The sequence below is a fragment of the Salmonella sp. 5800 genome (genome assembly GCF_046558195.1).
In the GTDB taxonomy this organism is placed as follows: Bacteria; Pseudomonadota; Gammaproteobacteria; order Enterobacterales; family Enterobacteriaceae; genus Salmonella; species Salmonella enterica.
Map to the genome: position 1 here is coordinate 1 of NZ_JBGDOX010000009.1, position 23,993 is coordinate 23,993.

The 23,993-nt window shown below is 53.2% G+C and carries 25 protein-coding genes; 10 read left to right on the forward strand and 15 right to left on the reverse strand.

Annotated elements, in window-relative coordinates; all coding sequences use genetic code 11:
* Positions 1-442: 442 nt before the first annotated feature.
* From ACLJZ5_RS16330 to xapA, 4 genes are read right to left on the reverse strand one after another with little or no spacing between them, the layout of a single operon-like run.
* Entirely contained in the window at positions 443-1,327 is an 885-nt protein-coding gene (locus ACLJZ5_RS16330; protein WP_024798093.1) for a LysR family transcriptional regulator, read from the reverse strand.
* A gap of 51 nt (positions 1,328-1,378) precedes the next feature.
* The gene (locus tag ACLJZ5_RS16335; protein WP_000658727.1) at positions 1,379-1,537 is read right to left on the reverse strand and encodes a XapX domain-containing protein; all 159 of its coding nucleotides are present in this window, start codon (positions 1,535-1,537) and stop codon (positions 1,379-1,381) included.
* 58 nt (positions 1,538-1,595) lie between these two features.
* On the reverse strand, positions 1,596-2,852 hold the full coding sequence (locus tag ACLJZ5_RS16340) for a nucleoside permease (RefSeq protein ID WP_000513241.1): 1,257 nt from the start codon (positions 2,850-2,852) through the stop codon (positions 1,596-1,598).
* 54 nt (positions 2,853-2,906) lie between these two features.
* Complete coding sequence (xapA, locus tag ACLJZ5_RS16345; protein WP_001119748.1) at positions 2,907-3,740, reverse strand: xanthosine phosphorylase; 834 nt, start codon at positions 3,738-3,740, stop codon at positions 2,907-2,909.
* A gap of 255 nt (positions 3,741-3,995) precedes the next feature.
* Between xapA and ACLJZ5_RS16350 the strand changes: the two genes are divergently transcribed.
* Positions 3,996-4,757, forward strand: a complete 762-nt coding sequence (locus tag ACLJZ5_RS16350; RefSeq protein WP_000722926.1) for an outer membrane protein — start codon at positions 3,996-3,998, stop codon at positions 4,755-4,757.
* A 61-nt stretch (positions 4,758-4,818) separates the two neighbouring features.
* Here the strand turns inward: ACLJZ5_RS16350 and ACLJZ5_RS16355 are convergent, their stop codons facing one another.
* Positions 4,819-5,745: a LysR family transcriptional regulator gene (locus ACLJZ5_RS16355; protein WP_024157186.1), complete on the reverse strand. Its 927-nt coding sequence runs from the start codon at positions 5,743-5,745 to the stop codon at positions 4,819-4,821.
* Positions 5,746-5,834: 89 nt separating this feature from the next.
* Between ACLJZ5_RS16355 and ACLJZ5_RS16360 the strand changes: the two genes are divergently transcribed.
* Positions 5,835-6,833, forward strand: coding sequence for a bile acid:sodium symporter family protein (locus ACLJZ5_RS16360; RefSeq protein WP_000765573.1), 999 nt, complete (start codon positions 5,835-5,837; stop codon positions 6,831-6,833).
* Here ACLJZ5_RS16360 and ACLJZ5_RS16365 read toward each other — a convergent pair.
* From ACLJZ5_RS16365 to zipA, 3 genes are all read right to left on the reverse strand, one after another.
* Positions 6,830-7,048 carry a DUF3820 family protein gene (locus ACLJZ5_RS16365; RefSeq protein WP_001519708.1) on the reverse strand — a complete coding sequence of 73 codons (219 nt, stop codon included), beginning with the start codon at positions 7,046-7,048 and terminating at the stop codon, positions 6,830-6,832. The genes ACLJZ5_RS16360 and ACLJZ5_RS16365 overlap by 4 nt on opposite strands.
* A gap of 1 nt (position 7,049) precedes the next feature.
* Entirely contained in the window at positions 7,050-9,065 is a 2,016-nt protein-coding gene (gene ligA, locus ACLJZ5_RS16370) for an NAD-dependent DNA ligase LigA (protein ID WP_024798490.1), read from the reverse strand.
* A 71-nt stretch (positions 9,066-9,136) separates the two neighbouring features.
* Positions 9,137-10,123 (reverse strand): cell division protein ZipA, encoded by a 987-nt coding sequence (zipA, locus tag ACLJZ5_RS16375; protein ID WP_023241608.1) that lies wholly within the window; start codon positions 10,121-10,123, stop codon positions 9,137-9,139.
* A gap of 231 nt (positions 10,124-10,354) precedes the next feature.
* Here zipA and cysZ point away from each other — a divergent pair, with 231 nt between their 5' ends.
* The 5 genes from cysZ to crr all read left to right on the forward strand — a co-directional run bounded on the left by cysZ (position 10,355) and on the right by crr (position 15,218).
* Entirely contained in the window at positions 10,355-11,116 is a 762-nt protein-coding gene (cysZ, locus tag ACLJZ5_RS16380; protein WP_000255008.1) for a sulfate transporter CysZ, read from the forward strand.
* Between the two features lie 163 nt (positions 11,117-11,279).
* Positions 11,280-12,251, forward strand: a complete 972-nt coding sequence (gene cysK / locus ACLJZ5_RS16385) for a cysteine synthase A (protein ID WP_000036904.1) — start codon at positions 11,280-11,282, stop codon at positions 12,249-12,251.
* Positions 12,252-12,634: 383 nt separating this feature from the next.
* Positions 12,635-12,892 (forward strand): phosphocarrier protein Hpr, encoded by a 258-nt coding sequence (gene ptsH, locus ACLJZ5_RS16390; RefSeq protein WP_000487600.1) that lies wholly within the window; start codon positions 12,635-12,637, stop codon positions 12,890-12,892.
* Positions 12,893-12,940: 48 nt separating this feature from the next.
* Positions 12,941-14,668, forward strand: coding sequence for a phosphoenolpyruvate-protein phosphotransferase PtsI (gene ptsI, locus ACLJZ5_RS16395; protein ID WP_000623118.1), 1,728 nt, complete (start codon positions 12,941-12,943; stop codon positions 14,666-14,668).
* 40 nt (positions 14,669-14,708) lie between these two features.
* A complete protein-coding gene (gene crr, locus ACLJZ5_RS16400) occupies positions 14,709-15,218 on the forward strand; it encodes a PTS glucose transporter subunit IIA (protein ID WP_000522253.1) in 510 nt (169 codons plus the stop codon).
* Between the two features lie 149 nt (positions 15,219-15,367).
* Here crr and ACLJZ5_RS16405 read toward each other — a convergent pair whose 3' ends face one another.
* Entirely contained in the window at positions 15,368-15,607 is a 240-nt protein-coding gene (locus ACLJZ5_RS16405; protein WP_024797850.1) for a hypothetical protein, read from the reverse strand.
* Positions 15,604-16,470, reverse strand: a complete 867-nt coding sequence (gene pdxK / locus ACLJZ5_RS16410; RefSeq protein ID WP_024797851.1) for a pyridoxine/pyridoxal/pyridoxamine kinase — start codon at positions 16,468-16,470, stop codon at positions 15,604-15,606. Before pdxK ends, ACLJZ5_RS16405 begins: the two co-directional genes overlap by 4 nt.
* Before the next feature lie 82 nt (positions 16,471-16,552).
* Here pdxK and ptsJ point away from each other — a divergent pair, with 82 nt between their 5' ends.
* The 3 genes from ptsJ to ACLJZ5_RS16425 are packed head-to-tail and all read left to right on the forward strand — an operon-like array spanning position 16,553 to position 19,015.
* The gene (gene ptsJ / locus ACLJZ5_RS16415; RefSeq protein WP_024797852.1) at positions 16,553-17,845 is read left to right on the forward strand and encodes a transcriptional regulator PtsJ; all 1,293 of its coding nucleotides are present in this window, start codon (positions 16,553-16,555) and stop codon (positions 17,843-17,845) included.
* Positions 17,846-17,859: 14 nt separating this feature from the next.
* Positions 17,860-18,579, forward strand: coding sequence for a GMP synthase (locus ACLJZ5_RS16420; protein WP_001263752.1), 720 nt, complete (start codon positions 17,860-17,862; stop codon positions 18,577-18,579).
* Between the two features lie 58 nt (positions 18,580-18,637).
* Complete coding sequence (locus ACLJZ5_RS16425) at positions 18,638-19,015, forward strand: YfeK family protein (protein WP_000710726.1); 378 nt, start codon at positions 18,638-18,640, stop codon at positions 19,013-19,015.
* A gap of 32 nt (positions 19,016-19,047) precedes the next feature.
* Here ACLJZ5_RS16425 and cysM read toward each other — a convergent pair whose 3' ends face one another.
* The 5 genes from cysM to cysP all read right to left on the reverse strand — a co-directional run bounded on the left by cysM (position 19,048) and on the right by cysP (position 23,888).
* Complete coding sequence (cysM, locus tag ACLJZ5_RS16430) at positions 19,048-19,959, reverse strand: cysteine synthase CysM (protein WP_001093874.1); 912 nt, start codon at positions 19,957-19,959, stop codon at positions 19,048-19,050.
* A 120-nt stretch (positions 19,960-20,079) separates the two neighbouring features.
* On the reverse strand, positions 20,080-21,174 hold the full coding sequence (cysA, locus tag ACLJZ5_RS16435) for a sulfate/thiosulfate ABC transporter ATP-binding protein CysA (RefSeq protein WP_024797853.1): 1,095 nt from the start codon (positions 21,172-21,174) through the stop codon (positions 20,080-20,082).
* A complete protein-coding gene (cysW, locus tag ACLJZ5_RS16440) occupies positions 21,164-22,039 on the reverse strand; it encodes a sulfate/thiosulfate ABC transporter permease CysW (protein ID WP_000852705.1) in 876 nt (291 codons plus the stop codon). Before cysW ends, cysA begins: the two co-directional genes overlap by 11 nt.
* On the reverse strand, positions 22,039-22,872 hold the full coding sequence (cysT, locus tag ACLJZ5_RS16445) for a sulfate/thiosulfate ABC transporter permease CysT (RefSeq protein WP_000881746.1): 834 nt from the start codon (positions 22,870-22,872) through the stop codon (positions 22,039-22,041). Before cysT ends, cysW begins: the two co-directional genes overlap by 1 nt.
* The gene (gene cysP / locus ACLJZ5_RS16450) at positions 22,872-23,888 is read right to left on the reverse strand and encodes a thiosulfate/sulfate ABC transporter substrate-binding protein CysP (protein WP_024797854.1); all 1,017 of its coding nucleotides are present in this window, start codon (positions 23,886-23,888) and stop codon (positions 22,872-22,874) included. The genes cysT and cysP overlap by 1 nt, the downstream gene beginning before the upstream one ends.
* Positions 23,889-23,993: the final 105 nt, after the last annotated feature.

Here is a 23,993-nt window from a genome sequence, read left to right on the forward strand (position 1 = left end):
GGTCGTTAGCTCAGTTGGTAGAGCAGTTGACTTTTAATCAATTGGTCGCAGGTTCGAATCCTGCACGACCCACCAATGTAAAAAAGCGCCCTAAAGGCGCTTTTTTGCTATCTGCGATTTATAAGATTCGAACCTGCCGCAGGTTCGGGTCTTGCCTGATGCGCTGCGATTATCAGGCCTACAGACGACACCGCACGCGTAGGCCGGATAAGACGTTAGTCGCCATCCGGCACAGACAACACCGCACGCGTAGGCCGGATAAGACGTTAGTCGCCATCCGGCACAGACGACACCGCACACGTAGGCCGGATAAGACGTTAGTCGCCATCCGGCGCAGACGACACCGCACACGTAGGCCGGATAAGACGTTAGCCGCCATCCGGCACAGACGACACCGCACACGTAGGCCGGATAAGACGTTAGTCGCCATCCGGCACAGACATCATACCGTCAACGCCGCCACCAGTTTCTCCAGTGCTGGCGTTGCCTGCTGCTGGTCATACACAGTATACAAATCCGCCGGAATACGTTCCTCTAACGGACGAAACACCACACCCGGCCAGCTCATTTGCGCATAGCCATCAGCCATCAACGTAATCCCAATCCCCATACTGATCATCGCCAACACCGTTTGCGGCTCAACCACTTCCCGAATAATCATTGGCGAAAAGCCTGCCTGTTGGCATACACGTTGTAAAAATTCCCAATCAGAATGTACGGAAGGCAACGTAACAAAATATTCATTGCGCAACGCCGCCAACGGCACAGAATCTCTGGATGCCAGATCGTGATCTTCCGGAACTGCAACCATGAATGCAGATTCATGCAAACGTATGCTGGTAAAACCGACTGCCGGTTCGATAGCCATACGCCAGATCCCTGCATCAAGTTCCCGACGCTCTAACAACGCCATTTGCATACCTGGAGACTTTTCGCGAAAAAGTACTTCAACATTGGGATTTACTTTCAAAAAGTGACGCATCGCAGGACGCATTCTTCCCCACAGCGCCGTACCAACCACACCCAGTTCAATGCGCCCCGCTTCACCGCGACCAATCTGCTCCACTCGCGCCAGCGCCTGATTTGCATTGGCTAACAAGCGACGTGACTCCTCCATTAAAACTTTCCCGGCATGGGTTAATGCAACGCTGCGGGAATGACGAATAAACAGCAATGTACCCAGTTGCTGTTCAAGTTCTTTGATATGGATACTCAAGGGAGGTTGTGACATATTTAACCGGGCAGCAGCCCGGCCAAAATGCAATTCTTCTGCAACAGCGAGGAAATAACGTAATAGCTTTAGATCAATACGATGGGCTCGTTCCATCACTATCGCACTCCAGGAATAAGGGATAACGTCTGGAATTTACCATATTACCTAGTAAAAAATAGATTTAACGACAAGATACCCAATATACATAAATACAATAGATAATACCCCGGGTAAAACATTTGGTGCGGGAATAGGTATACGGCATAAAGTAAAAAATGCGCCAATACCAAATCCAATACCGGAGGAGAGAATAATTTCTTTCATGCTGTGTCCTTGTTCATAAAAATGGACTGGCGAACATCCTCTCGCCAGTCAAATAAAATTAATGTGCTAATGATTTGGTCGACAGTTTTTCTGGATGGTGCTGATATTTAAAGAACAATGCAAAAATAACGGCCAATGCCAGAGCGTAGGCGGCAAAAACCAGCCAGATGGTTTGCCAATCTTTTACGCCATCAATAGAAAAATAATCCACGGCCATACCGCTTAAAAGAGACCCAATCCACGCCCCCACGCCGTTAACCATGGTCATAAATAGCCCCTGCGCGCTGGCGCGAATACTTGAGTCCACCTCCTGCTCTACAAATACTGACCCTGAGATGTTGAAGAAATCAAATGCGCAGCCATAAACAATCATCGACAGCAGCAGTAGCACAAAGCCAAACGGGGATGGATCGCCAAAGGCAAAGAAGCCGAAACGTAGCGTCCACGCCAGCATGCTCATCAGCATTACTGTTTTAATACCAAAGCGTTTAAGGAAGAACGGAATGGTGAGGATAAAGCCCACTTCCGCCATCTGCGAAACTGAAAGCAAGATAGAGGGATACTTCACCACAAAGCTGTCGGCAAACTCAGGATTACGGGCAAAATCATGCAAGAACGGATTACCGAAGACATTGGTAATTTGCAGCACCGCCCCCAACATCATCGCAAACAAAAAGAAGATTGCCATGCGTGGATTTTTAAACAGAACAAAAGCATCCAGTCCGAGCTTACTGGCAAGCGTGGTGTTCGCCTTCTTCTCGGCTACCGGAATTTTCGGTAACGTCAGCGCATACAGGGCCAGCAATAACGATGCGCCAGAAGCGATGTATAATTGCGCACTGCTCAGTTCCAGCCCCATCAGGCTCACCGTCCACATCGCAACAATAAAACCTATTGTGCCGAAAACGCGCACAGGCGGAAATGACGTTACCGGATCCTGACCTGCTTTCGCCAGACAGGAGTACGAAACGCTATTGGATAATGCAATCGTTGGCATATACGCCATCGCATTAACCAACATCACCCAGAACATCGTCTGGGGATCGGTAACGGTGGTGGCGTACAATAACGCCCCCGCGCAAACCAGATGGCAAAGCATGTAGGCTCGCTCAGCGCGCAGCCATTTATCAGCAATGATCCCCATAATGCCCGGCATGATAATCGCTGCCAACCCTTTTGAGCTGTAGACCATACCGACATTCGCGCCGGTAAAATCCAGAGTGTTGATCATGTAAGAGCCCAGGGTAACCAGCCAGCTCCCCCAGATAAAATATTGCAAGAACGACATGACTTTTAAGCGGGACGTAATACCCATTTTTTATTCCTTGCCGTGAGATAAAGCCCCAATACGGGGCCGTAGTCATTGTGTTTAGGCCAGCTTACGTAAAAAGCCGCAAATCAGATTGATAAAGTTCTGCCGGGAAAGTTCAGCCGCCGCCAGCGTTTGCGCATGGGAGAGTTTTACATCGCCCAGCCCTTCCGCCAGATTGGTGATCGCTGAGACGGCAACAACTTTGAGGCCACAATGACGTGCGCTAATCACCTCAGGGACAACGGACATTCCGACCACATCGCCGCCAATAATCTGCATCATGCGGATTTCTGCCGCCGTTTCGAAGTTCGGACCCGGATAAGAAACAAATACGCCTTCAGTGAGGGGGAATCCCTCCTCTGCCGCAACGGACTGAAGCATGGCGCGATAATCCGCGTCATAAGCATTAGCCAGCGAGAAGAAGCGATCGCCATAACGATCATCGTTTGGCCCCACCATCGGCGTACCGGGCATCGTATTAATGTGATCGCTAAGCGCAACCAGGCTACCCGGCCCCACTTCCGGACGCAGAGATCCTGCCGCATTGGTGCAGAACAACACTTCACAGCCCAGTAATTTCAACGTGCGAATGGCATCGGTCATCACCGCCATTCCACGCCCTTCATAAAAATGTCCGCGGCCTTTCATACAGGCCACCGGAACCCCCGCCAGATGGCCGAGCACCAGTTCACCAGCATGGCCGTGTACGGTGCTGACGGGAAATCCCGGCAATTTCTCGTAAGAAATGGCTACCGCATCTTCGATTTGATCCGCCAGAGCACCCAACCCGGAGCCTAAAATAAACGCGACTCGCGGGGTAAATGCCGGTTTATGTGCATGAATAATATCAATACAATACTCAGGATTATGAGAAAAAAGAGCGTGAGGCATAAGTTTCCTTGTTCTATCGGATTTAATTTGACTCCTTTTTATAACGACCATCGCCCCTTGCTGACCAATACACTTTTCACGTGTCATCAATAGCCATTTAATATCGATAGATTTAGATCGCTTCTGTATTAATACAGAGGGAAAACAGTATTGGTTTTTGCTTGCACTTCATATTAACAATATGCCGCTTTCATATTTATAAATTGCCTCTTTTTAATTAACCCATTAATAATTATCGGCATAGGGAAATATGCTATGAAAAAAATTCTTACTCTGACGCTTTCTTCTTTACTCATTATTCCCGCACTCACCCATGCGGAATTTAAAGGCGGGTTCGCCGATATCGGCCTCCATTACCTCGACTGGACATCAGACACCACGGAAAAAACCAGTAAAAAATCCCATAAAGATGATTTTGGGTACCTGGAACTGGAAGGCGGAGCGAATTTTAGCTGGGGAGAAATGTACGGATTCTTCGACTGGGAAAATTTTTACAATGGCCGCCACGCTAAACCAGGCAGCGAACAGCGTTACACCTTTAAAAATACCAACCGTATTTATCTGGGCGATACAGGATTAAACCTCTATCTCCATGCCTACGGGACGTACGGTTCACCTCATCGCGCTAATTTCCATGATGACATGTTTCTCTATGGTTTAGGCTATAACTTCACAGGTAACGGTTACTGGTTTAAACCCTTCTTTGCCAAACGTTATACCGATCAGACCTACTACACAGGCGATAATGGTTATGTATTAGGTTGGGTGGCCGGCTATAGCTTCTCGTTGGGTAGTGAGAAATTCAGCGTAACGAACTGGAATGAGTATGAGTTTGACCGCGATGCGTCCTACGCTGCGGGCAATGGCGGGAAAGATGGCATTAATGGCGCAGTAGCGCTGTGGTGGAATGCGACTCCTCACCTGACCGCAGGAGTACAATATCGTTACGCTGATAATAAGTTAGGAGAATCCTTCCTGCAGGATGGCATTATTTATTCCATCAAATACCTGTTTTAACACACTGCCCTGTCAAAAATGGCAGGGCAAGACCGCACCTCACACACGGACAGATAGATATTTATAGCTGATACAGCGGATCTTTCGCCCTCGCGGCGGTTAATTCGCTGGCCTGAGTACGCACCACGTCCCACAACGCCTGCGCCGCCGTGGAGAGCGATCGGTTTTTTCGCCGCGCCAGCATGAGCTGCCTTTCAACTACGGGCGTCAGCCGTTTAACCTGTAAGTGGCTGCCCTGCGGGAGCGGTAACGCCAGCGCGGGCAGCACGCTGATGCCGATTCCCGCTTCCACCATTGGAAACAGCGTGGCCGGGTGACCAATCTCCTGCACGATATCCGCCTCAATAGCAAAATGGGCCAGCGCCGCATCAATCAGCGGTCGACTGCCGGAAGCATAATCCTGTAAGACCAGCGAGGCCTGTTTAAGATCCTGCCAGCTTACCCATTCCTGATGCGCCAGCGGATGATCCTGGCGACACAACAGTAAAAAAGGCTCTGATAAGATGGCTTCACACTGTAAATCCACCGCTGCGCCGGGATCGATAACGATGCCAAAATCCACTTCCCCCTGGCGGATGCTCTCCAGCACCCACTGCTGCGGACGATCGTGCAATACAAAATCAATAGCGGGATAAAGTGAATTACTTTGGGCAATGCATTGCGGAATAAGATGCGCAGAAATGGTTTGGCTCGCGGCAACGCGCACGGTGCCGGTTAATTGTGTCCCTACTCTACCTGCATCGCGCAGTATGCTGTTCAGTTCATCAAGCACCCGCTCCAGACGCGTCGCCAGTTGTTGCCCCGCCTCGGTCAGCACCACCTCACGCGTAGTGCGATCCAACAGTCTGACGCCGGTTTGCCGCTCCAGCTCTTTTACGCTATGACTGACCGCAGACTGGCTCAGTCCAATCCTGACCCCTGCCCGACTAAAACTTTTGGCCTGGGCGACGGTAATAAAAATCCGCAGTTGACGCAGTGAATAGTTCATCGACTAGATTCATATATAGATGCAATAAATCAATTTTATTTCTCAAAGCGAAAAACGCAAAATAGCTGCACCGACTTTCAGGAGTTTTTATGAAACTTTTTCGTATCCTTGACCCTTTCACGCTGACACTTATCACCGTGGTACTACTGGCCTCTTTTTTCCCGGCGGAAGGCGGCTTTGTGCCTGTCGTTGAAGGCATTACGACAGCGGCCATCGCTCTGCTGTTTTTTATGCATGGCGCGAAGCTTTCGCGTGAAGCGATCATCGCTGGCGGCAGCCACTGGCGGTTGCATCTGTGGGTCATGTGCAGCACTTTTGTGCTCTTTCCTGTCCTCGGCGTACTGTTTGCCTGGTGGGCGCCTGTCAATGTCGACCCTATGCTCTACAGTGGCTTTCTGTATCTGTGCATTTTGCCCGCCACCGTGCAGTCGGCGATTGCATTTACTTCACTCGCGGGCGGTAACGTCGCGGCCGCTGTGTGCTCAGCGTCTGCGTCCAGTCTGCTGGGCATTTTCCTGTCGCCGCTGCTGGTCGGTCTGGTAATGAATATTCATGGCGCGCAGGGCAGTCTGGAAGAGGTGGGCAAAATTATGCTGCAACTGCTGCTGCCTTTTGTGCTGGGACACCTGTCTCGCCCGTGGATCGGCAACTGGGTCGCGCGCAACAAAAAGTGGATCGCGAAAACGGATCAGACCTCTATTTTGCTGGTGGTCTACTCGGCGTTCAGCGAAGCGGTGGTCAATGGCATCTGGCACAAAGTCGGCTGGGGATCGCTGCTGTTTATCGTCGTGGTCAGTCTCATACTGTTGGCGATCGTCATCACCATTAACGTCTTTGTCGCCCGTAAATGCGGCTTCAATAAAGCCGACGAAATCACTATTGTTTTCTGCGGTTCGAAAAAAAGCCTGGCCAACGGGATCCCGATGGCCAATATTCTGTTTCCGACGTCAGTGCTGGGTATGATGGTATTACCGCTGATGATCTTCCACCAGATCCAACTGATGGTCTGCGCAGGGCTGGCGCGGCGCTACAAACGCCAGACCGAGAAGTTACAGGCGCAGCAGGAAAGCCGCGCCGCGAAAGCTTAAAGCGGGCGTTTCAGGGGCTGCACCAGTTGCGTCAGCCCCTCGGTTTTAATCAGCAGCGTGATTTGCATCAATTCCCCCAGTTTACCCGCCGGAAATTGATCTTTACGGGCAAACCACAGCAAATACTCTTCCGGAAGGTCGATCAATCGACGTCCCTGATATTTGCCGAACGGCATCACGGTGTTGGCGATTTCAACCAGCTGCTCTTTCTCCATCTCAGGCATCCAGTAAGCGGATCATTTCCGCTTCATCAATCACGGTAATACCCAGTTCCTGCGCTTTTGCCAGTTTGGAACCCGCCGCTTCACCGGCAATCACCAGATCGGTTTTCTTCGATACGCTGCCTGCTACTTTCGCGCCCAGCGCCACTAAACGCGCTTTAGCGTCATCGCGGGACATCTGGCTCAGGCTACCGGTTAGTACCACGGTTTTACCGGCAAACGGGCTATCGATCTCTTGCACATTAATGACTACCGGCGCGGGCCAGTGAACCCCTTCCGCCAGTAGCTGCCCAATCACGTCACGATTGCTCTCTTCGGCAAAAAAGTTAAAGACGTGCGTAGCGACCACAATCCCCACGTCGGGTACTTTCTGCAACTCGTCAATGGTAGCGGTCTGCAGCGCCTCCAGCGTGCCGAAATAAGCCGCCAGCCCCGCCGCCGTCGCTTCACCCACTTCACGGATGCCCAGCGCATAGAGAAAACGCGCAAAAGTCGTCGCTTTGGCTTTTTCCAGCGCGTTTACAACATTTTGCGCGGACTTTGGCCCCATTCGGTCCAGACCGGTCAGTTTACCCGCCGTCAGACGGAACAGATCCGCTGGCGTATGGACATACTCCCTTTCCACCAGTTGGTCGATGATCTTATCGCCCATCCCGTCTACATCCATTGCCCGGCGCGACACAAAATGTTTCAACGACTCTTTACGCTGCGCGCCGCAAATCAGCCCGCCGGTACAACGGGTAACGGCTTCGCCTTCGACGCGCTCTACGTCCGATCCGCACACCGGACAGTGCGTTGGAAACACAATCGGACGCGTCTCTTCAGGGCGTTCGGACAGAACCACGTTGACCACCTGAGGGATCACATCGCCTGCCCGACGGATAACCACCTTATCGCCAATGCGCAAGCCAAGTCGCTCAATTTCATCGGCATTATGCAACGTGGCATTGCTGACCAGCACACCAGCCACCTGAACCGGTTCCAGACGCGCCACCGGCGTAATCGCCCCAGTACGCCCTACCTGAAACTCAACGTCGCGCACAAAAGTCATCTGCTCCTGAGCAGGAAATTTAAACGCCACCGCCCAGCGCGGCGCGCGGGCCACAAAGCCCAGCTGTTCCTGCAAAGCCAGCGAGTTGACCTTAATCACCACGCCGTCGATATCAAAACCGAGCGTGGGGCGATCTTTTTCGACGTTGCGATAAAAATCCAGTACCGCCTGGGGAGAATCGCACAGCGTCACGCGATCGCTGACCGGTAACCCCCACGCTTTAAATTGCAGCAAACGTCCCAGATGCGTATCCGGCAACTCGCCGCCTTCCAGAATACCGACGCCGTAGCAGAAAAATGTTAGCGGTCGCTTCGCCGTAATACGCGGATCGAGCTGACGCAGCGAGCCCGCCGCCGCGTTACGCGGGTTAGCAAACACTTTGCCGCCAGTGCGGCGCGCGTCTTCATTGATCTTTTCAAACCCGGCCTGCGGTAAAAATACCTCTCCGCGAACTTCAAGACGCGCCGGAATGTTATCGCCGTGCAGCTTTAACGGAATGGCGCGAATCGTGCGCACGTTTGAAGTGATATCTTCACCGGTGGTGCCGTCGCCACGCGTCGCAGCGCTCACCAGCACGCCGTTTTCATACAGAATGCTGACCGCCAGGCCATCCAGTTTTAGCTCGCAGCACCAGATGACATTTTCCGTGCTTTTTAGACGATCCTGCACTCGCTTGTTAAACGCCAGGAAGCTTTCTTCATCAAATACGTTATCGAGCGACAGCATCGGTACTTCATGACGAATCTGGTTGAATGCCGTCAGCGGCGCCGCGCCAACGCGCTGCGTGGGCGAATCCGGCGTGATAAGGTCCGGACGTTGCGCCTCCAGCTCTCGCAGTTCCCGCATCAGGCGGTCATATTCGGCGTCGGGAATCTCGGGCGCATCCATCACATGATACAGATATTCATGATGGCGAAGCGTGGTTCGCAGTTCTGTCAGTTGTTGTTCGATTGGTTCCATATCACACCATCAATGATAAAAAACCCCCGACAGGCGGGGGTTACGTTAAAAATGTCACACCTGCGTTAACCTCAGGCGTTAGCGTCCATCACCTCGCGGATGCGGTCCTGATATTCGCGCAGTTTCTGCGGCGTCATCATCCGACGCTGGTCATCCAGCACAACGCCGCCGACCTCATCAGCGATATGCTGCGCGGATTGCAGCATCAGCTTGAAGTTCTGCAGCGCATCGCCGTAAGACGGTACCTGCATAAAGATAGTGACGCCAGGCGTAGTGAAGTCCGTCATTTCAGGATCGAACGTTCCCGGATTGACCATATTCGCGAGACTGAACAAGGCCGGGCCGCTGCCGTCCGGGCTCAAATGACGATGGAAAATATTCATATCGCCAAATTTAAAGCCTGACTGCTGAATACTGTTCAGTAACACTTCACCATTAAGCTCGCTGCCATGATGGGCCGCGACGTTCATAATGATGACCGCCTCTTTACGCTGCGGTTTTTCCACAACCGGCGCTTCTTCCACTACCGGTTCCGCCTCAACCACAGGTTCCGCAGGCTGGAAGGTTTGCGCTGATGGCGGCGGCGCGGGCTGCGCAACAGGCTGCGGCGCTTGCGACGGCGGTGCAGGCTGCTGTTGCGGCGGCTGTACCGGCGGCGCAGATGGCTGAACCTGCTGAGGCTGCGGCGCAGGTTGGACCGGTTGCTGAACCGGCTGTTGCATCGGCGCTTGCGGCTGCGGCGGCGGCGCTGGACGCGGTTGCGCAGACGCATAAGGCGGCTGGTACTGGTGTTGCGGCGACTGACGAGGGGCATCATGCTCCTGCGACTGGCCGGGGGCATGATTTACGCGGTGAACACGAACTTCACCCACGCCTTCGTCTTCTTCGACATCGTCGTCATACGAGTCGTCGTCGCGTTTCGATTTCATGCGTTTTAGTGGACGATCGCGGAACATAGAAGATCGTTCTTTACGGCTGGTCCAGAAACCATGTACCAGTAAAGCGATTATGGCGATCGCGCCAACAATGATTAATATCAGACGCAAATCCTGCATCATTATATTCTCTGTTGTTCTAACACCTTGCCACCACGGCAAACATTTACTCACTAAGAGTATTTGCCGATTACGTCAAGTGCAAGTGTACTGTTGGCTTTCGCAGCATAAAGATGAAGGAAAATGTGCTTTTTGCTGTTTTTTCGAACATTTCCGAACTATCCACCGTCTGATAACCGGGTAAGATATCCCACGTTTACCCAGGGCTTTAAGAAAAAGGAGTATGTCCTGAATATGGTTTCATCATCCACAACCGTACCACGTAGCGGCGTCTATTATTTCTCGCAAGGATGGAAGTTAGTCACCCTACCGGGAATCCGCCGCTTTGTTATTTTACCTTTGCTGGTCAACATTGTGCTGATGGGCGGCGCATTTTGGTGGCTGTTTACCCAGCTTGACGCCTGGATACCTTCGTTGATGAGTCATGTGCCGGACTGGCTGCAATGGCTGAGCTATCTGCTGTGGCCGATTGCGGTTATCTCTGTTCTGCTGGTCTTTGGCTATTTTTTCTCTACCCTCGCCAACTGGATCGCCGCGCCGTTTAACGGCCTTTTAGCCGAACAGCTTGAGGCGCGGTTAACCGGCGCCACGCCGCCAGATACCGGCATACTCGGCATCATGAAAGATGTACCGCGCATTATGAAACGTGAATGGCAAAAGCTGGCGTGGTATCTGCCGCGCGCTATCGTGCTGCTGGTTCTCTATTTTATTCCTGGCATTGGCCAAACCATCGCGCCGGTGCTGTGGTTTTTGTTCAGCGCCTGGATGCTGGCGATCCAGTATTGCGACTACCCGTTTGATAACCACAAAGTGCCGTTTAAAACGATGCGCGCCGCGTTGCGCACGCAGAAGGTGGCGAATATGCAATTTGGCGCGCTCACCAGCCTCTTTACGATGATTCCGGTGCTTAACCTGTTCATTATGCCTGTCGCCGTCTGTGGCGCGACGGCAATGTGGGTTGATTGCTGGCGTGCTAAGCACGCGTTATGGAAATAACGTAAAAATGTATAAATAAGAGATGGCTTATGCTGTCTCTTATTCCATACTGATAACCATTATTTCCCATCAGCATATAGATATGCGAAATCCTTACTTCCCCATATCTGGCTGGAAGGTATGCTGGGAAGGTATCCCAATTTCATACAGTTAAGGACAGGCCATGAGTAAGATTTATGAAGATAACTCGCTGACTATCGGTCATACGCCGCTGGTTCGACTGAACCGTATCGGTAATGGACGCATTCTGGCGAAGGTGGAGTCGCGCAACCCGAGCTTCAGCGTCAAGTGCCGTATCGGCGCCAATATGATTTGGGATGCCGAAAAGCGTGGCGTACTGAAACCTGGCGTGGAACTGGTGGAGCCGACCAGCGGCAACACCGGTATTGCGCTGGCGTATGTCGCCGCCGCGCGCGGTTACAAACTCACCCTGACCATGCCGGAAACCATGAGCATTGAACGCCGCAAGCTACTCAAAGCATTAGGCGCGAATCTGGTGCTGACCGAAGGGGCGAAAGGGATGAAAGGCGCTATTCAGAAAGCCGAAGAAATTGTCGCCAGCGATCCACAAAAATATCTCCTGCTCCAGCAGTTCAGCAACCCTGCCAACCCGGAAATCCATGAAAAAACCACCGGCCCGGAAATCTGGGAAGACACCGATGGTCAGGTGGATGTGTTTATCTCCGGCGTCGGCACTGGCGGTACGTTAACCGGCGTCACGCGTTATATCAAAGGGACGAAGGGTAAAACCGATCTTATCACCGTTGCGGTAGAACCCACTGACTCCCCGGTTATCGCCCAGGCGCTGGCTGGTGAAGAGATCAAACCGGGCCCGCATAAAATTCAGGGCATCGGCGCAGGCTTCATCCCAGGCAACCTGGATCTGAAACTGATTGATAAAGTGGTTGGCATCACCAATGAAGAAGCCATTTCTACCGCGCGCCGTCTGATGGAAGAGGAAGGTATTCTGGCGGGAATTTCTTCCGGCGCCGCGGTTGCTGCAGCGCTTAAGCTGCAGGAAGATGAAAGCTTTACCAATAAGAATATTGTGGTTATCCTACCCTCATCAGGTGAGCGTTATCTGAGCACCGCGTTATTCGCCGATCTCTTTACTGAGAAAGAACTGCAACAGTGATGCCAGCATGTTAAAAACGCGTAAAAAAGCACCTTTTTGGGTGCTTTTTTGTGGCCTGCTTCAAACTTTCACCTCACCTGGCATTGATTCACCCTGCCGGAACTGGTATTTAACCAGACTAATTATTTTGATGCGCGAAATTAATCGTTACAGGAAAAGCGTTAGCTGAATCGATTTTATGATTTGGTTCAAATCTTCCTTTCGCGGCATAATGTTTAATGACGAGCGAAACGTCAGCGGCCATAAGTTGCCAGCAACGGATTGCGTAGAACACCTTTTGTGTCGCGTCCCGTTTACGCCGGCGCTAACAATACAGGCTAAAGTTGAGCCGCCAGGCTAGACTTTAGTTCCACAACACTAAACCTATAAGTTGGGGAAATACAATGTTCCAGCAAGAAGTTACCATTACCGCTCCGAACGGTCTGCACACCCGCCCTGCTGCTCAGTTTGTTAAAGAAGCAAAAGGCTTCACTTCTGAGATTACTGTGACTTCCAACGGCAAAAGCGCCAGCGCGAAAAGCCTGTTTAAACTGCAGACTCTGGGCCTGACTCAAGGCACCGTCGTCACCATCTCCGCAGAAGGTGAAGATGAGCAGAAAGCGGTTGAACATCTGGTCAAACTGATGGCGGAACTCGAGTAAGTTTTTTTCCGGGTTCTTTTAAAAATCAGTCACAAGTAAGGTAGGGTTATGATTTCAGGCATTTTAGCATCCCCGGGTATCGCTTTCGGCAAAGCACTGCTGCTGAAAGAAGACGAAATCGTCATTGACCGGAAAAAAATTTCTGCCGACAAGGTTGATCAGGAAGTTGAACGTTTTCTGAGCGGTCGTGCCAAGGCATCTGCGCAACTGGAAGCGATCAAGACAAAAGCTGGTGAAACGTTCGGTGAAGAAAAAGAAGCCATCTTTGAAGGGCATATTATGCTGCTCGAAGATGAGGAGCTGGAGCAGGAAATCATAGCCCTGATTAAAGATAAGCACATGACGGCTGACGCAGCCGCACATGAAGTTATCGAAGGTCAGGCCACTGCCCTGGAAGAACTGGATGACGAATACCTGAAAGAGCGTGCGGCTGACGTACGTGATATCGGTAAGCGCCTGCTGCGCAACATCCTGGGTCTGGCCATTATCGATCTGAGCGCGATTCAGGAAGAAGTTATCCTGGTTGCCGCTGACCTGACGCCGTCAGAAACCGCACAGTTGAACCTGCAGAAAGTGCTGGGCTTCATCACCGACGCGGGCGGACGTACGTCTCATACCTCCATCATGGCGCGTTCTCTGGAACTGCCAGCGATCGTAGGTACCGGTAGCGTCACCTCTCAGGTGAAAAACGGCGACTATCTGATTCTGGATGCCGTAAACAACCAGGTTTACGTCAACCCGACCAACGATGTTATTGAGCAACTGCGCGCCGTCCAGGAGCAGGTTGCGACCGAGAAAGCGGAACTCGCAAAACTGAAAGATCTGCCGGCAATCACGCTGGATGGACATCAGGTCGAAGTTTGCGCCAACATCGGTACCGTTCGCGACGTTGAAGGCGCTGAGCGTAACGGCGCGGAAGGCGTTGGTCTGTATCGTACTGAATTCCTGTTCATGGATCGCGACGCGCTGCCGACGGAAGAAGAGCAGTTTGCCGCCTATAAAGCGGTCGCTGAAGCGTGCGGCTCGCAGGCGGTTATCGTCCGTACCATGGACATTGGCGGCGACAAAGAGCTGCCGTACATGAACTTCCCGAAAGAAGAGAACCCGTTCCTGGGCTGGCGCGCCGTGCGTATCGCCATGGATCGCAAAGAGATCCTGCGTGACCAGGTTCGCGCGATTCTGCGTGCCTCCGCTTTCGGTAAATTGCGCATTATGTTCCCGATGATCATCTCTGTTGAAGAAGTTCGCGCGCTGCGCAAAGAGATTGAAATCTACAAACAGGAACTGCGTGACGAAGGTAAAGCATTTGACGAAAGCATTGAGATTGGCGTGATGGTGGAAACACCGGCTGCGGCGACAATTGCGCGTCATTTAGCCAAAGAAGTTGATTTCTTTAGTATCGGCACCAATGATTTAACGCAGTACACCCTGGCAGTTGACCGTGGTAATGATATGATTTCACACCTTTACCAGCCAATGTCACCGTCCGTACTGAACTTGATCAAGCAAGTTATTGATGCTTCTCATGCAGAAGGTAAATGGACTGGCATGTGTGGTGAGCTTGCAGGCGACGAACGTGCTACACTTCTGTTGCTGGGGATGGGTCTGGACGAATTCTCTATGAGCGCCATTTCTATCCCGCGCATTAAGAAGATTATCCGTAACACGAACTTCGAAGATGCGAAGGTGTTAGCAGAGCAGGCTCTTGCTCAACCGACAACGGACGAGTTAATGACGCTGGTTAACAAGTTCATTGAAGAAAAAACAATCTGCTAATCCACGAGATGCGGCCCAATTTACTGCTTAGGAGAAGATCATGGGTTTGTTCGATAAACTAAAATCTCTGGTTTCTGATGATAAGAAAGACACCGGAACTATTGAGATTGTTGCCCCGCTCTCTGGCGAGATCGTCAACATCGAAGACGTGCCGGATGTAGTTTTTGCTGAAAAAATCGTTGGTGATGGCATCGCTATCAAACCAACCGGTAACAAAATGGTCGCCCCTGTTGACGGTACCATCGGCAAAATCTTTGAAACCAACCATGCGTTCTCTATCGAATCCGATAGCGGCATTGAGCTGTTCGTTCACTTCGGTATCGACACCGTTGAACTGAAAGGCGAAGGCTTCAAGCGTATTGCTGAAGAAGGTCAGCGCGTGAAAGTTGGCGATCCGGTCATCGAGTTCGATCTGCCGTTGCTGGAAGAAAAAGCCAAGTCTACCCTGACTCCGGTTGTTATCTCCAACATGGATGAAATCAAAGAACTGATCAAACTGTCCGGTAGCGTGACCGTGGGTGAAACTCCGGTTATCCGCATTAAGAAGTAATTCTTGCCGCAGTGAAGAATGGCGCCTTTGGGCGCCATTTTTTTTGCCTGTACTTGCGCCGCCATCCGGCGATGGTGCGGCGCACTGCCTGATGGCGCTACGCTTATCAGGCCTACAAGGTTGCGAACATTTCAGCGCCAATCCACGGGTTACAACTGCGAGGTCACCGGGCGAAAGCACTTCTCGCGCATCAGGATCTTCATCCCATTCGGGCCACTCTCCAGCATCCTGCGTTCGGAATCGGACACTTGCAACTCGCACTGATAGCCGCCAGTGATGCCAAACATCGCTCGCGCCACGCAGATATCTTCAAGCGCGTCCAGCCCGCTCGTTTCAAAATACCCCACGATACGCCCCTGCTGGCGAACCACCAGCCGATAACTCTTCATCGCGCCTCCCCTGCCGGCGGCAGAATTAACTCATCACAGCCACACTGCTGTGTCCAGGTCATCACCTCCAGCACGCGCTGCGCCGCATCTTTTGCCGCGGTCGTCAGTTTTTTTCCCTGCACAATACCGCTGACCAGCTCGGCGCAGAAGAGATCTCCCGTCCCTTTTAACTCCGTCGCCACCCGCGGATGGGCAAAGACCTCCACGACCTGCGCGGTAACGACGGCAACCGTTATGGTCTCCAAAGATTCGCCCGGCGCGCTGGTGATAACCACCCATTTCAGCGTATCGGAAAGCAGAGATTGCGCCGCCGCCACCGCCTCTTCCAGCGTGCGACACGGTTTACCACTCAGCATCTCCAGCTCAAATACGTTCGGCGTTAGCCCCTGCGCCTGCGGCAACAAATGTGTGCGATAAGCCTGCGGAATTTCCGCCTGCACATACATTCCACTGTCGGTATCACCAATGACGGGATCAACAAGAATACACACCTCCGGATGCAAAGCCCGGATCGCCATTAGCCACTTCGAAAGCAAGACAATTTGGTCTGCGCTGCCCATGTAACCGGTGGTAATCGCTTTTAATTCACGTAGCGCATCGCGCTCATTCAACGCCGTAAGGTAGCCTGCAAACCACTCGGCGGGAATAATGCCGCCATAAAAGGTTTTATAGTGCGGCGTATTGCTGAACAGCACCGTCGGAACCGCCGTCACGCGTAGTCCCTGCGCTTTAATGGCCGGAACAGCGATACTGTTGCCTACGCTGCCGTACACGACCTGTGACTGGACGGCGACGATATCGGTCTGTAACGCCCGATGGTTGTCGTCGAAGAGCACTGACTGAATATCACTCTCTTGTCCCATAAAATTTTCCTCTCGCTGGACAGCAGGCTACCGCCTCATTATCATTGTCATATGCTAAAATTCATTTTGTCATAGGTCAATAATGATCGACGGAAAAACCGCTAACGAAATTTTTGACAGTATCCGTCAACACATTATCGCCGGCACGTTACGGGCGGAGGATTCGCTCCCGCCGGTACGGGAGCTGGCAAGCGAATTAAAGGTGAACCGCAATACCGTCGCAGCGGCGTATAAACGGCTGATAACGGCGGGACTGGCGCAAAGTTTAGGCCGCAATGGGACGGTGATTAAAGGCAGTCCGTCTCCCGTAGCACTGGAAGGCGGCGATCCGCATACGCCTCTGCACGACCTTTCCGGCGGCAATCCCGATCCGCAGCGTCTGCCTGACCTCAGCCGTTATTTTGCCCGTCTCAGCCGCACGCCGCATCTCTACGGCGATGCGCCCGTTTCCCCTGAACTACACGCCTGGGCGGCGCGCTGGCTACGGGATGCCACCCCCGTCGCAGGTGAAATTGATATCACCAGCGGAGCTATCGACGCTATCGAAAGACTGCTTTGCGCGCATCTGCTGCCGGGCGACAGCGTCGCGGTGGAAGATCCCTGTTTTTTAAGCAGTATCAATATGCTGCGCTATGCCGGTTTTAGCGCCAGCCCGGTCAGTGTGGATAGCGAAGGAATGCAGCCTGAAAAGCTGGAACAGGCGCTAAACCAGGGCGCGCGGGCAGTGATCTTAACGCCGCGCGCACACAACCCTACCGGCTGTAGCCTGAGCGCTCGCCGTGCCGCTGCGCTGCAAAATATACTGGCGCGTTACCCTCAGGTAGTGGTCATTATCGACGATCACTTCGCCCTGCTTTCTTTGTCGCCCTGGCAGCCGGTTATTGCGCAGACAACGCAACATTGGGCGGTGATACGCTCCGTTTCCAAAGCCCTCGGCCCCGATTTACGTCTTGCTATTGTCGCCAGCGACAGCGCGACCTCGGCAAAACTTCGGCTGCGACTAAATGCCGGTAGTCAGTGGGTCAGCCATCTGTTACAGGATCTGGTCTACGCCTGCCTGACCGACCCTGAGTATCAGCACAGGCTGACGCAAACGCGGCTGTTTTACGCCGCCCGGCAACAAAAACTGGCCCGCGCCCTACAGCAATATGGCATCGCCATTTCTCCCGGCGACGGCGTGAATGCCTGGCTCCCACTGGACACCCATAGCCAGGCTACCGCGTTTACGCTGGCAAAATCCGGCTGGCTGGTACGTGAGGGAGAAGCCTTTGGCGTAAGCGCGCCGTCTCACGGTCTACGTATCACGCTGTCGACATTAAATGACAGCGAGATCAACACGCTGGCGGCTGATATCCATCAGGCGCTAAATCGCTAACAGGAGAAAATAACGTGCGAGTTCATTTTGTTGTCCATGAGTCGTTTGAATCCGCTGGCGCTTATCTGAAATGGGCTGAAGATCGCGGTTATACCATTTCATGGTCGCGCGTCTATGCCGGAGAAGCGCTACCGCCCAATGCCGATGAGTTCGATATGCTCGTGGTATTTGGCGGTCCGCAGTCGCCGCGCACCACCCGCGAAGAGTGCCCGTACTTTGACTCTCGCGCCGAACAGCACTTAATTAATCAGGCGATTACGGCCCGGCGAATGGTTATCGGCATTTGTCTTGGTTCGCAGCTCATTGGCGAGGCGCTGGGCGCCGCTGTGTGCCAAAGTCCGGAAAAAGAGATTGGTCACTACCCTATTACGCTCACTGAAGCCGGTCTGCGGCATCCGCTTATCGCCCACTTTGGCTCCCCGTTAACCGTCGGCCACTGGCACAACGATATGCCAGGACTCACCGATCAGGCGACCGTGCTGGCCGAAAGCGAAGGCTGTCCACGTCAGATAGTGCAGTACGGTAATTTTGTCTACGGCTTCCAGTGTCATATGGAATTTACCGTCGAGGCGGTTGAAGGATTAATCCAACATTCGCAGCAGGAGCTGGCCGACGCGCAAGGGAAGCGTTTTATCCGCTCGGTCGCCGAGATGCGCGCATGGGATTATCAGCAAATGAATGAAAAGCTGTGGCGTTTTCTGGATGAACTCACGCTGGCGCACTCACAGAAATAACCCCACCAGGAGTGCAACTTATTACCCGGCTAACGGTCTGAGGTGCAGTAATTATCGCATGAAAAAGGATTTTACCATGAAGAAAATTGTCTGCGCCGTCGTTGCGCTCCTGCTGGCCCTACCCGCCTGGGCGAAGCTAAACGCCCACGAAGAAGCGCGCATTAACGCCATGCTTAATGCGCTGGCGCAGAAAAAGGATCTGACATTCGTTCGTAACGGTGATGCGCATAACTGCGAGGAAGCCGTATCGCACCTGCGCTTAAAACTGGGCAACACGCGCAATCGTATCGACACCGCCGAACAGTTTATCGATAAAGTCGCGTCGTCGTCGTCCATCACCGGAAAGCCCTATATCGTTAAAATTCCCGGTAAAAGCGATGAAAACGCGCAGCCTTATTTACATGCGCTTATTGCGGAAACGGATAAAACGCTATAACACACGGGTGCCATACGACGATGGCACCTCGTTTAAATCCCTGCCCCCTGGCTGAAATGCTCTTCACCAAACACGCCGGTAGACAAGTAACGATCGCCGCGATCGCAGATGATCGCCACCACTATCGCGCCGGGCGTGGCTCGTGCGACGCGTAACGCGCCCGCTACCGCGCCGCCGGAACTCACGCCGCAGAAAATGCCTTCACGAACGGCCAGTTCACGCATGGTGTTTTCGGCATCATTCTGGTGAATATCCAGCACCTCATCTACCAGCGAGGCGTTAAAAATGCCCGGCATATATTCCGCAGGCCAGCGGCGAATGCCCGGAATACTGCTGCCCTCTTCCGGCTGCAGGCCAACGATAGTGACCGGCTTTTCCTGCTCGCGCAGAAAACGCGACACGCCGGTAATGGTGCCGGTGGTGCCCATGCTGGAAACAAAATGGGTGATGCGACCTGACGTTTGCCGCCAGATTTCCGGGCCGGTGGTGGTGTAGTGGGCGTAGGGGTTATCAGGATTATTAAACTGATCGAGCAGTTTGCCCTCGCCTCGCTCAGACATAGCGAGCGCCAAATCGCGCGCCCCTTCCATTCCCTGCTCTTTAGTGACCAGAATCAGTTCCGCGCCATAGGCCCGCATTGCCGCCCGACGCTCCTGGCTCATGTTGTCCGGCATCAACAGCTTCATGCGATAACCTTTCAGCGCGGCAATCATCGCCAGCGCAATGCCAGTGTTGCCGCTGGTCGCTTCAATCAGGACATCGCCCGGTTTAATTTCCCCGCGCTTTTCCGCCTCGACAATCATCGATAGCGCCGCGCGATCTTTCACCGATCCTGCCGGATTATTGCCTTCCAGCTTGACCCAGATTTCACTGCCGTTATCCGGCGCCAGACGTTGTAATTTGACCAGCGGCGTATTACCGATGGTTTGTTCTAATGTATTCACGTTTTCAGCTCAATAAAAATGCCGGGTGGCGCTGTGCTTACCCGGCCTACAAAATCACGATATACGCTGTAGGCCCGGTAAGCGAAGCGCCACCGGGCGATAACTATGCAAATTAACCTATCAGGCAGACTCCGCAAGAGCAAGCGCCTCATGGGGCTCAATACGCTGGTCGCCATGATAGAGACGTGCGTTCTGTAAGCCGACAAACAAACGCTCGCCGCGAACCGGAACATCCTCACCCGCCATCACCACCGTCAGCGGATCGTGATACCACCCCAGCGGCTGTACCACTAACTGTGTATAGTGACCTTTCGGGCTGGCCTCAATGACCTGTACTGGTAGCGGAGAATCCAGGCTGGTGCGGCGGCTAATATCCACCTCCCACGGACGCAGGAACAGATCGACCGGCCCCTGGTACGCGGGCGTATAACCCAGCGGCCAGCGATGCGCGCCAACGTGAAACTGCCCGCCGCGGACGGTGCCTGTCAGGCGGTTCACCTCGCCCATAAACTCCAGTACGAAGCGGGTTGCCGGTTCACGCCACACCCGATCCGGCGCGTCAGCCTGTTCGATATTGCCCTGACTCATCACCACCACCCGATCCGCCACTTCCGTCGCTTCTTCCTGATCGTGGGTAACAAAGACGCTGGTGAATTTCAGTTCTTCATGTAGCTGGCGCAACCAGCGACGTAACTCTTTACGTACCTGGGCATCCAGCGCGCCAAAGGGTTCATCCAGCAGTAGAATTTGCGGTTCTACGGCAAGCGCGCGAGCCAGCGCCACACGCTGCTTTTGCCCGCCGGAAAGCTGCGCCGGATAGCGATCGGCCAGGTGCGCCAGTTGCACCATCTCCAGCAGTTTGGTCACTTTCGCTTTAATGGTGGTGGCATTAGGTCGTTCACGACGCGGCAGCACCGTCAAACCGAAAGCAATGTTGTCAAACACCGTCATATGGCGGAACAGCGCATAGTGCTGGAACACGAAACCCACCTTACGCTCACGCGCGTGCAGGCGGCTAACGTCCGTACCGTGGAAACGAATATGGCCGCTGGACTGATGTTCCAGCCCAGCAATAATGCGCAGCAGCGTCGTTTTGCCGGAACCTGACGGCCCCAACAAGGCAACCATCTGGCCGGAAGGAATATCCAGCGAGATATCATTCAGTACCTGAGTACGACCAAACGATTTCTTAATTCTGGCGATCTCAATGCTCATGATTTTCCTCCTGTTGCGCGCGTTTTTCCTGATTCTCCAGACGCCATTGCAACATGCTCTTCAAAAACAGGGTAATAATCGCCATTAGCGTCAACAATGCGGCGGCGGTAAAGGAGCCGACGGTGTTGTAGTCCTGCTCCAGTAATTCAATCTGTAACGGTAGCGATAACGTTTCGCCGCGAATCGAGCCGGACACCACCGACACCGCGCCAAACTCGCCAATCGCGCGGGCGTTGGTTAATACCACGCCGTAGAGTAGCGCCCAGCGAATATTCGGCAACGTCACGCGGCGAAACATTTGCCAGCCGGATGCGCCCAGTAAAATCGCCGCCTCATCTTCCTGACTGCCCTGGCTGAGCATCACTGGCACCAGTTCGCGCACCACAAACGGACAGGTGACAAAAATAGTGACCAGTACCATCCCCGGCCAGGAGAACATCATTTGCAAATTATGCTCATCCAGCCAGCCGCCCAACGGGCCGTTGGAGCCATAAAACAGCAGATAAACCAGACCGGCCACCACCGGCGAGACGGCGAAGGGAATATCCAGCAGGGTCAGCAGTAGCTGACGTCCGGGGAAGTTAAAGCGCGTCACCAGCCACGCCAGCAGAATACCGAACACCAGATTCACCGGCACTGCGATCAAGGCAATCAACACCGTCAGCCAGATGGCGTGCAGCATGTCCGGATCGGCCAGATTTTGCAGTACCGGCATTAACCCTTTGCTGAACGCCTGCACGAAGATGTAAATCATCGGCACCAGCAGGATAAACGCCGAAACCAGCATCCCGACGCCAATCAGAAACCATTTTCCCCAGTTAATGCGGGGGACGTCGTATCGCTTCAATTGAGTCACTTCCGCCATTAATGACCTACCACACGTCGACCAAAGCGACTTTGCAAAGTATTGATAGAGAACAGCAGCAGCAAGGATGCCGCAAGGATCACCGAGGCAATGGCGCTGGCGGCGGGGTAATCAAACTCCTGCAAACGCACAAAAATCATCAGCGAGGTCACTTCTGTTTTCCAGGCGATATTTCCGGCGATAAAAATCACCGCGCCAAACTCGCCCAGGCTACGGGTAAAAGAGAGCGCCACGCCGGCAATCAGCGCAGGCGACAGCTCAGGCAGCACGACTTTGCGAAAACTTTGCAGGCGGGTGGCCCCCAGCGTTTGTGCCGCTTCTTCATATTCCGGCCCCAGCTCTTCCAGTACCGGCTGGACAGTGCGCACCACAAATGGAATGCTGGTAAAGGCCATCGCCACCGCAATACCGAGCCAGGTATAGGTCACTTTGATATCAAACTGCGCAAGAAACTGACCGTAGAAACCGTTCACTGAGAACAGCGAGGCCAGCGTTAACCCCGCCACCGCTGTCGGCAGCGCAAACGGCAGATCCATCAGCGCATCCAACAACGTGCGCCCTGGAAAACGGTAGCGGGTTAAAATCCACGCCATCAGCAGGCCAAACACGCCGTTAAAAATCGATGCCACAAATGCCGCCAGTAGCGTCACTTTATAGGCAGCCACCACCTGAGGGTTGGTCACGACATCCCAGTATTGCGACCAGCTCATCTGTGAGAGCTGCATCACCAGCGCGCTCAACGGCAACAGCAGGATCAGGCAGACAAACAGCAAACTGGTGCCGAGGCTTAACGTAAAGCCGGGCAGCACGCGTCGGGAAGAAACGGCAAGCATTACTTACGCCCCGCCGCCAACAGTTTGTCCAGCTCGCCGCCGCTGGCAAAGTGCGTTTTCATCACCTCAGGCCACGTGCCAAACTTGTCTTCCACGCGGAACAGTTCGGTCTGCGGGAATTTATCTGCTTGCTTGCCCATGATTTCCGGGTTATTCACGCGGTAGTAGTAATGGGTGATGATGGTCTGCGCCTGCGGGCTATACAGCCAGTTCAGGTAAGCTTTGGCGGCTTTTTCTGTGCCGTTGGCCTGCACGTTTTTATCTACCCAGGCAACCGGGAATTCAGCAAGAATGTTCGTTTTCGGGATCACCACTTCAAATCCCTGGGCTTCATATTGTTTGCGGATGTTGTTCACTTCCGATTCAAAACTAATCAGCACATCGCCCAGACCACGCTCGGCAAAGGTAGCCGTAGCGCCGCGGCCGCCGGTATCAAACACTTCGACGTTTTTCAGGAACTGGGTCATAAACTGTTCGGTTTTGGCTTTATCGCCGCCGTCCGCGTTATCCGCCGCGCCCCATGCCGCCAGATACGTGTAACGGGCGTTGCCGGAGGTTTTCGGGTTAGGGAAAATCAGCTTCACGTCGGAACGTACAAGATCGCTCCAGTCGTGAATATTTTTGGGGTTCCCCTTGCGCACCAGGAAGCCCATCGTGGAATAGAATGGCGAACTGTTGTTCGGCAGACGGCTTTGCCAGTCGGCAGGGATCAGTTTGCCTTTATCATGGAGAATCTGTACGTCGGTCACCTGATTGTAGGTCACGACGTCTGCCTTCAGTCCCTGCAAAATCGCCAGCGCCTGTTTTGATGACCCGGCATGAGACTGCTTAATCGTCAGCTTATCGCCGCCGTTATCCTTCGCCCATTGTTGCTCAAACGGCGGGTTAAGGGCGGCAAACAGCTCGCGGGAGACATCGTATGAGCTGTTCAGCAGCTCCGTTGCCTGCGCCTGCCCTGCCAGTAACAGCATTGCTGCCAGCGTCAGGGGTCTCTTTTTCAGTAAGTTAACGGCCATTGCGCACCCTTATAAATTTAATGACTTTCTTATGGTCATCATATTTATAACCAGCGCTAAAGGAGTAACGGTTTTATATACCGTTTGATGATTTGAAAGTTGAAA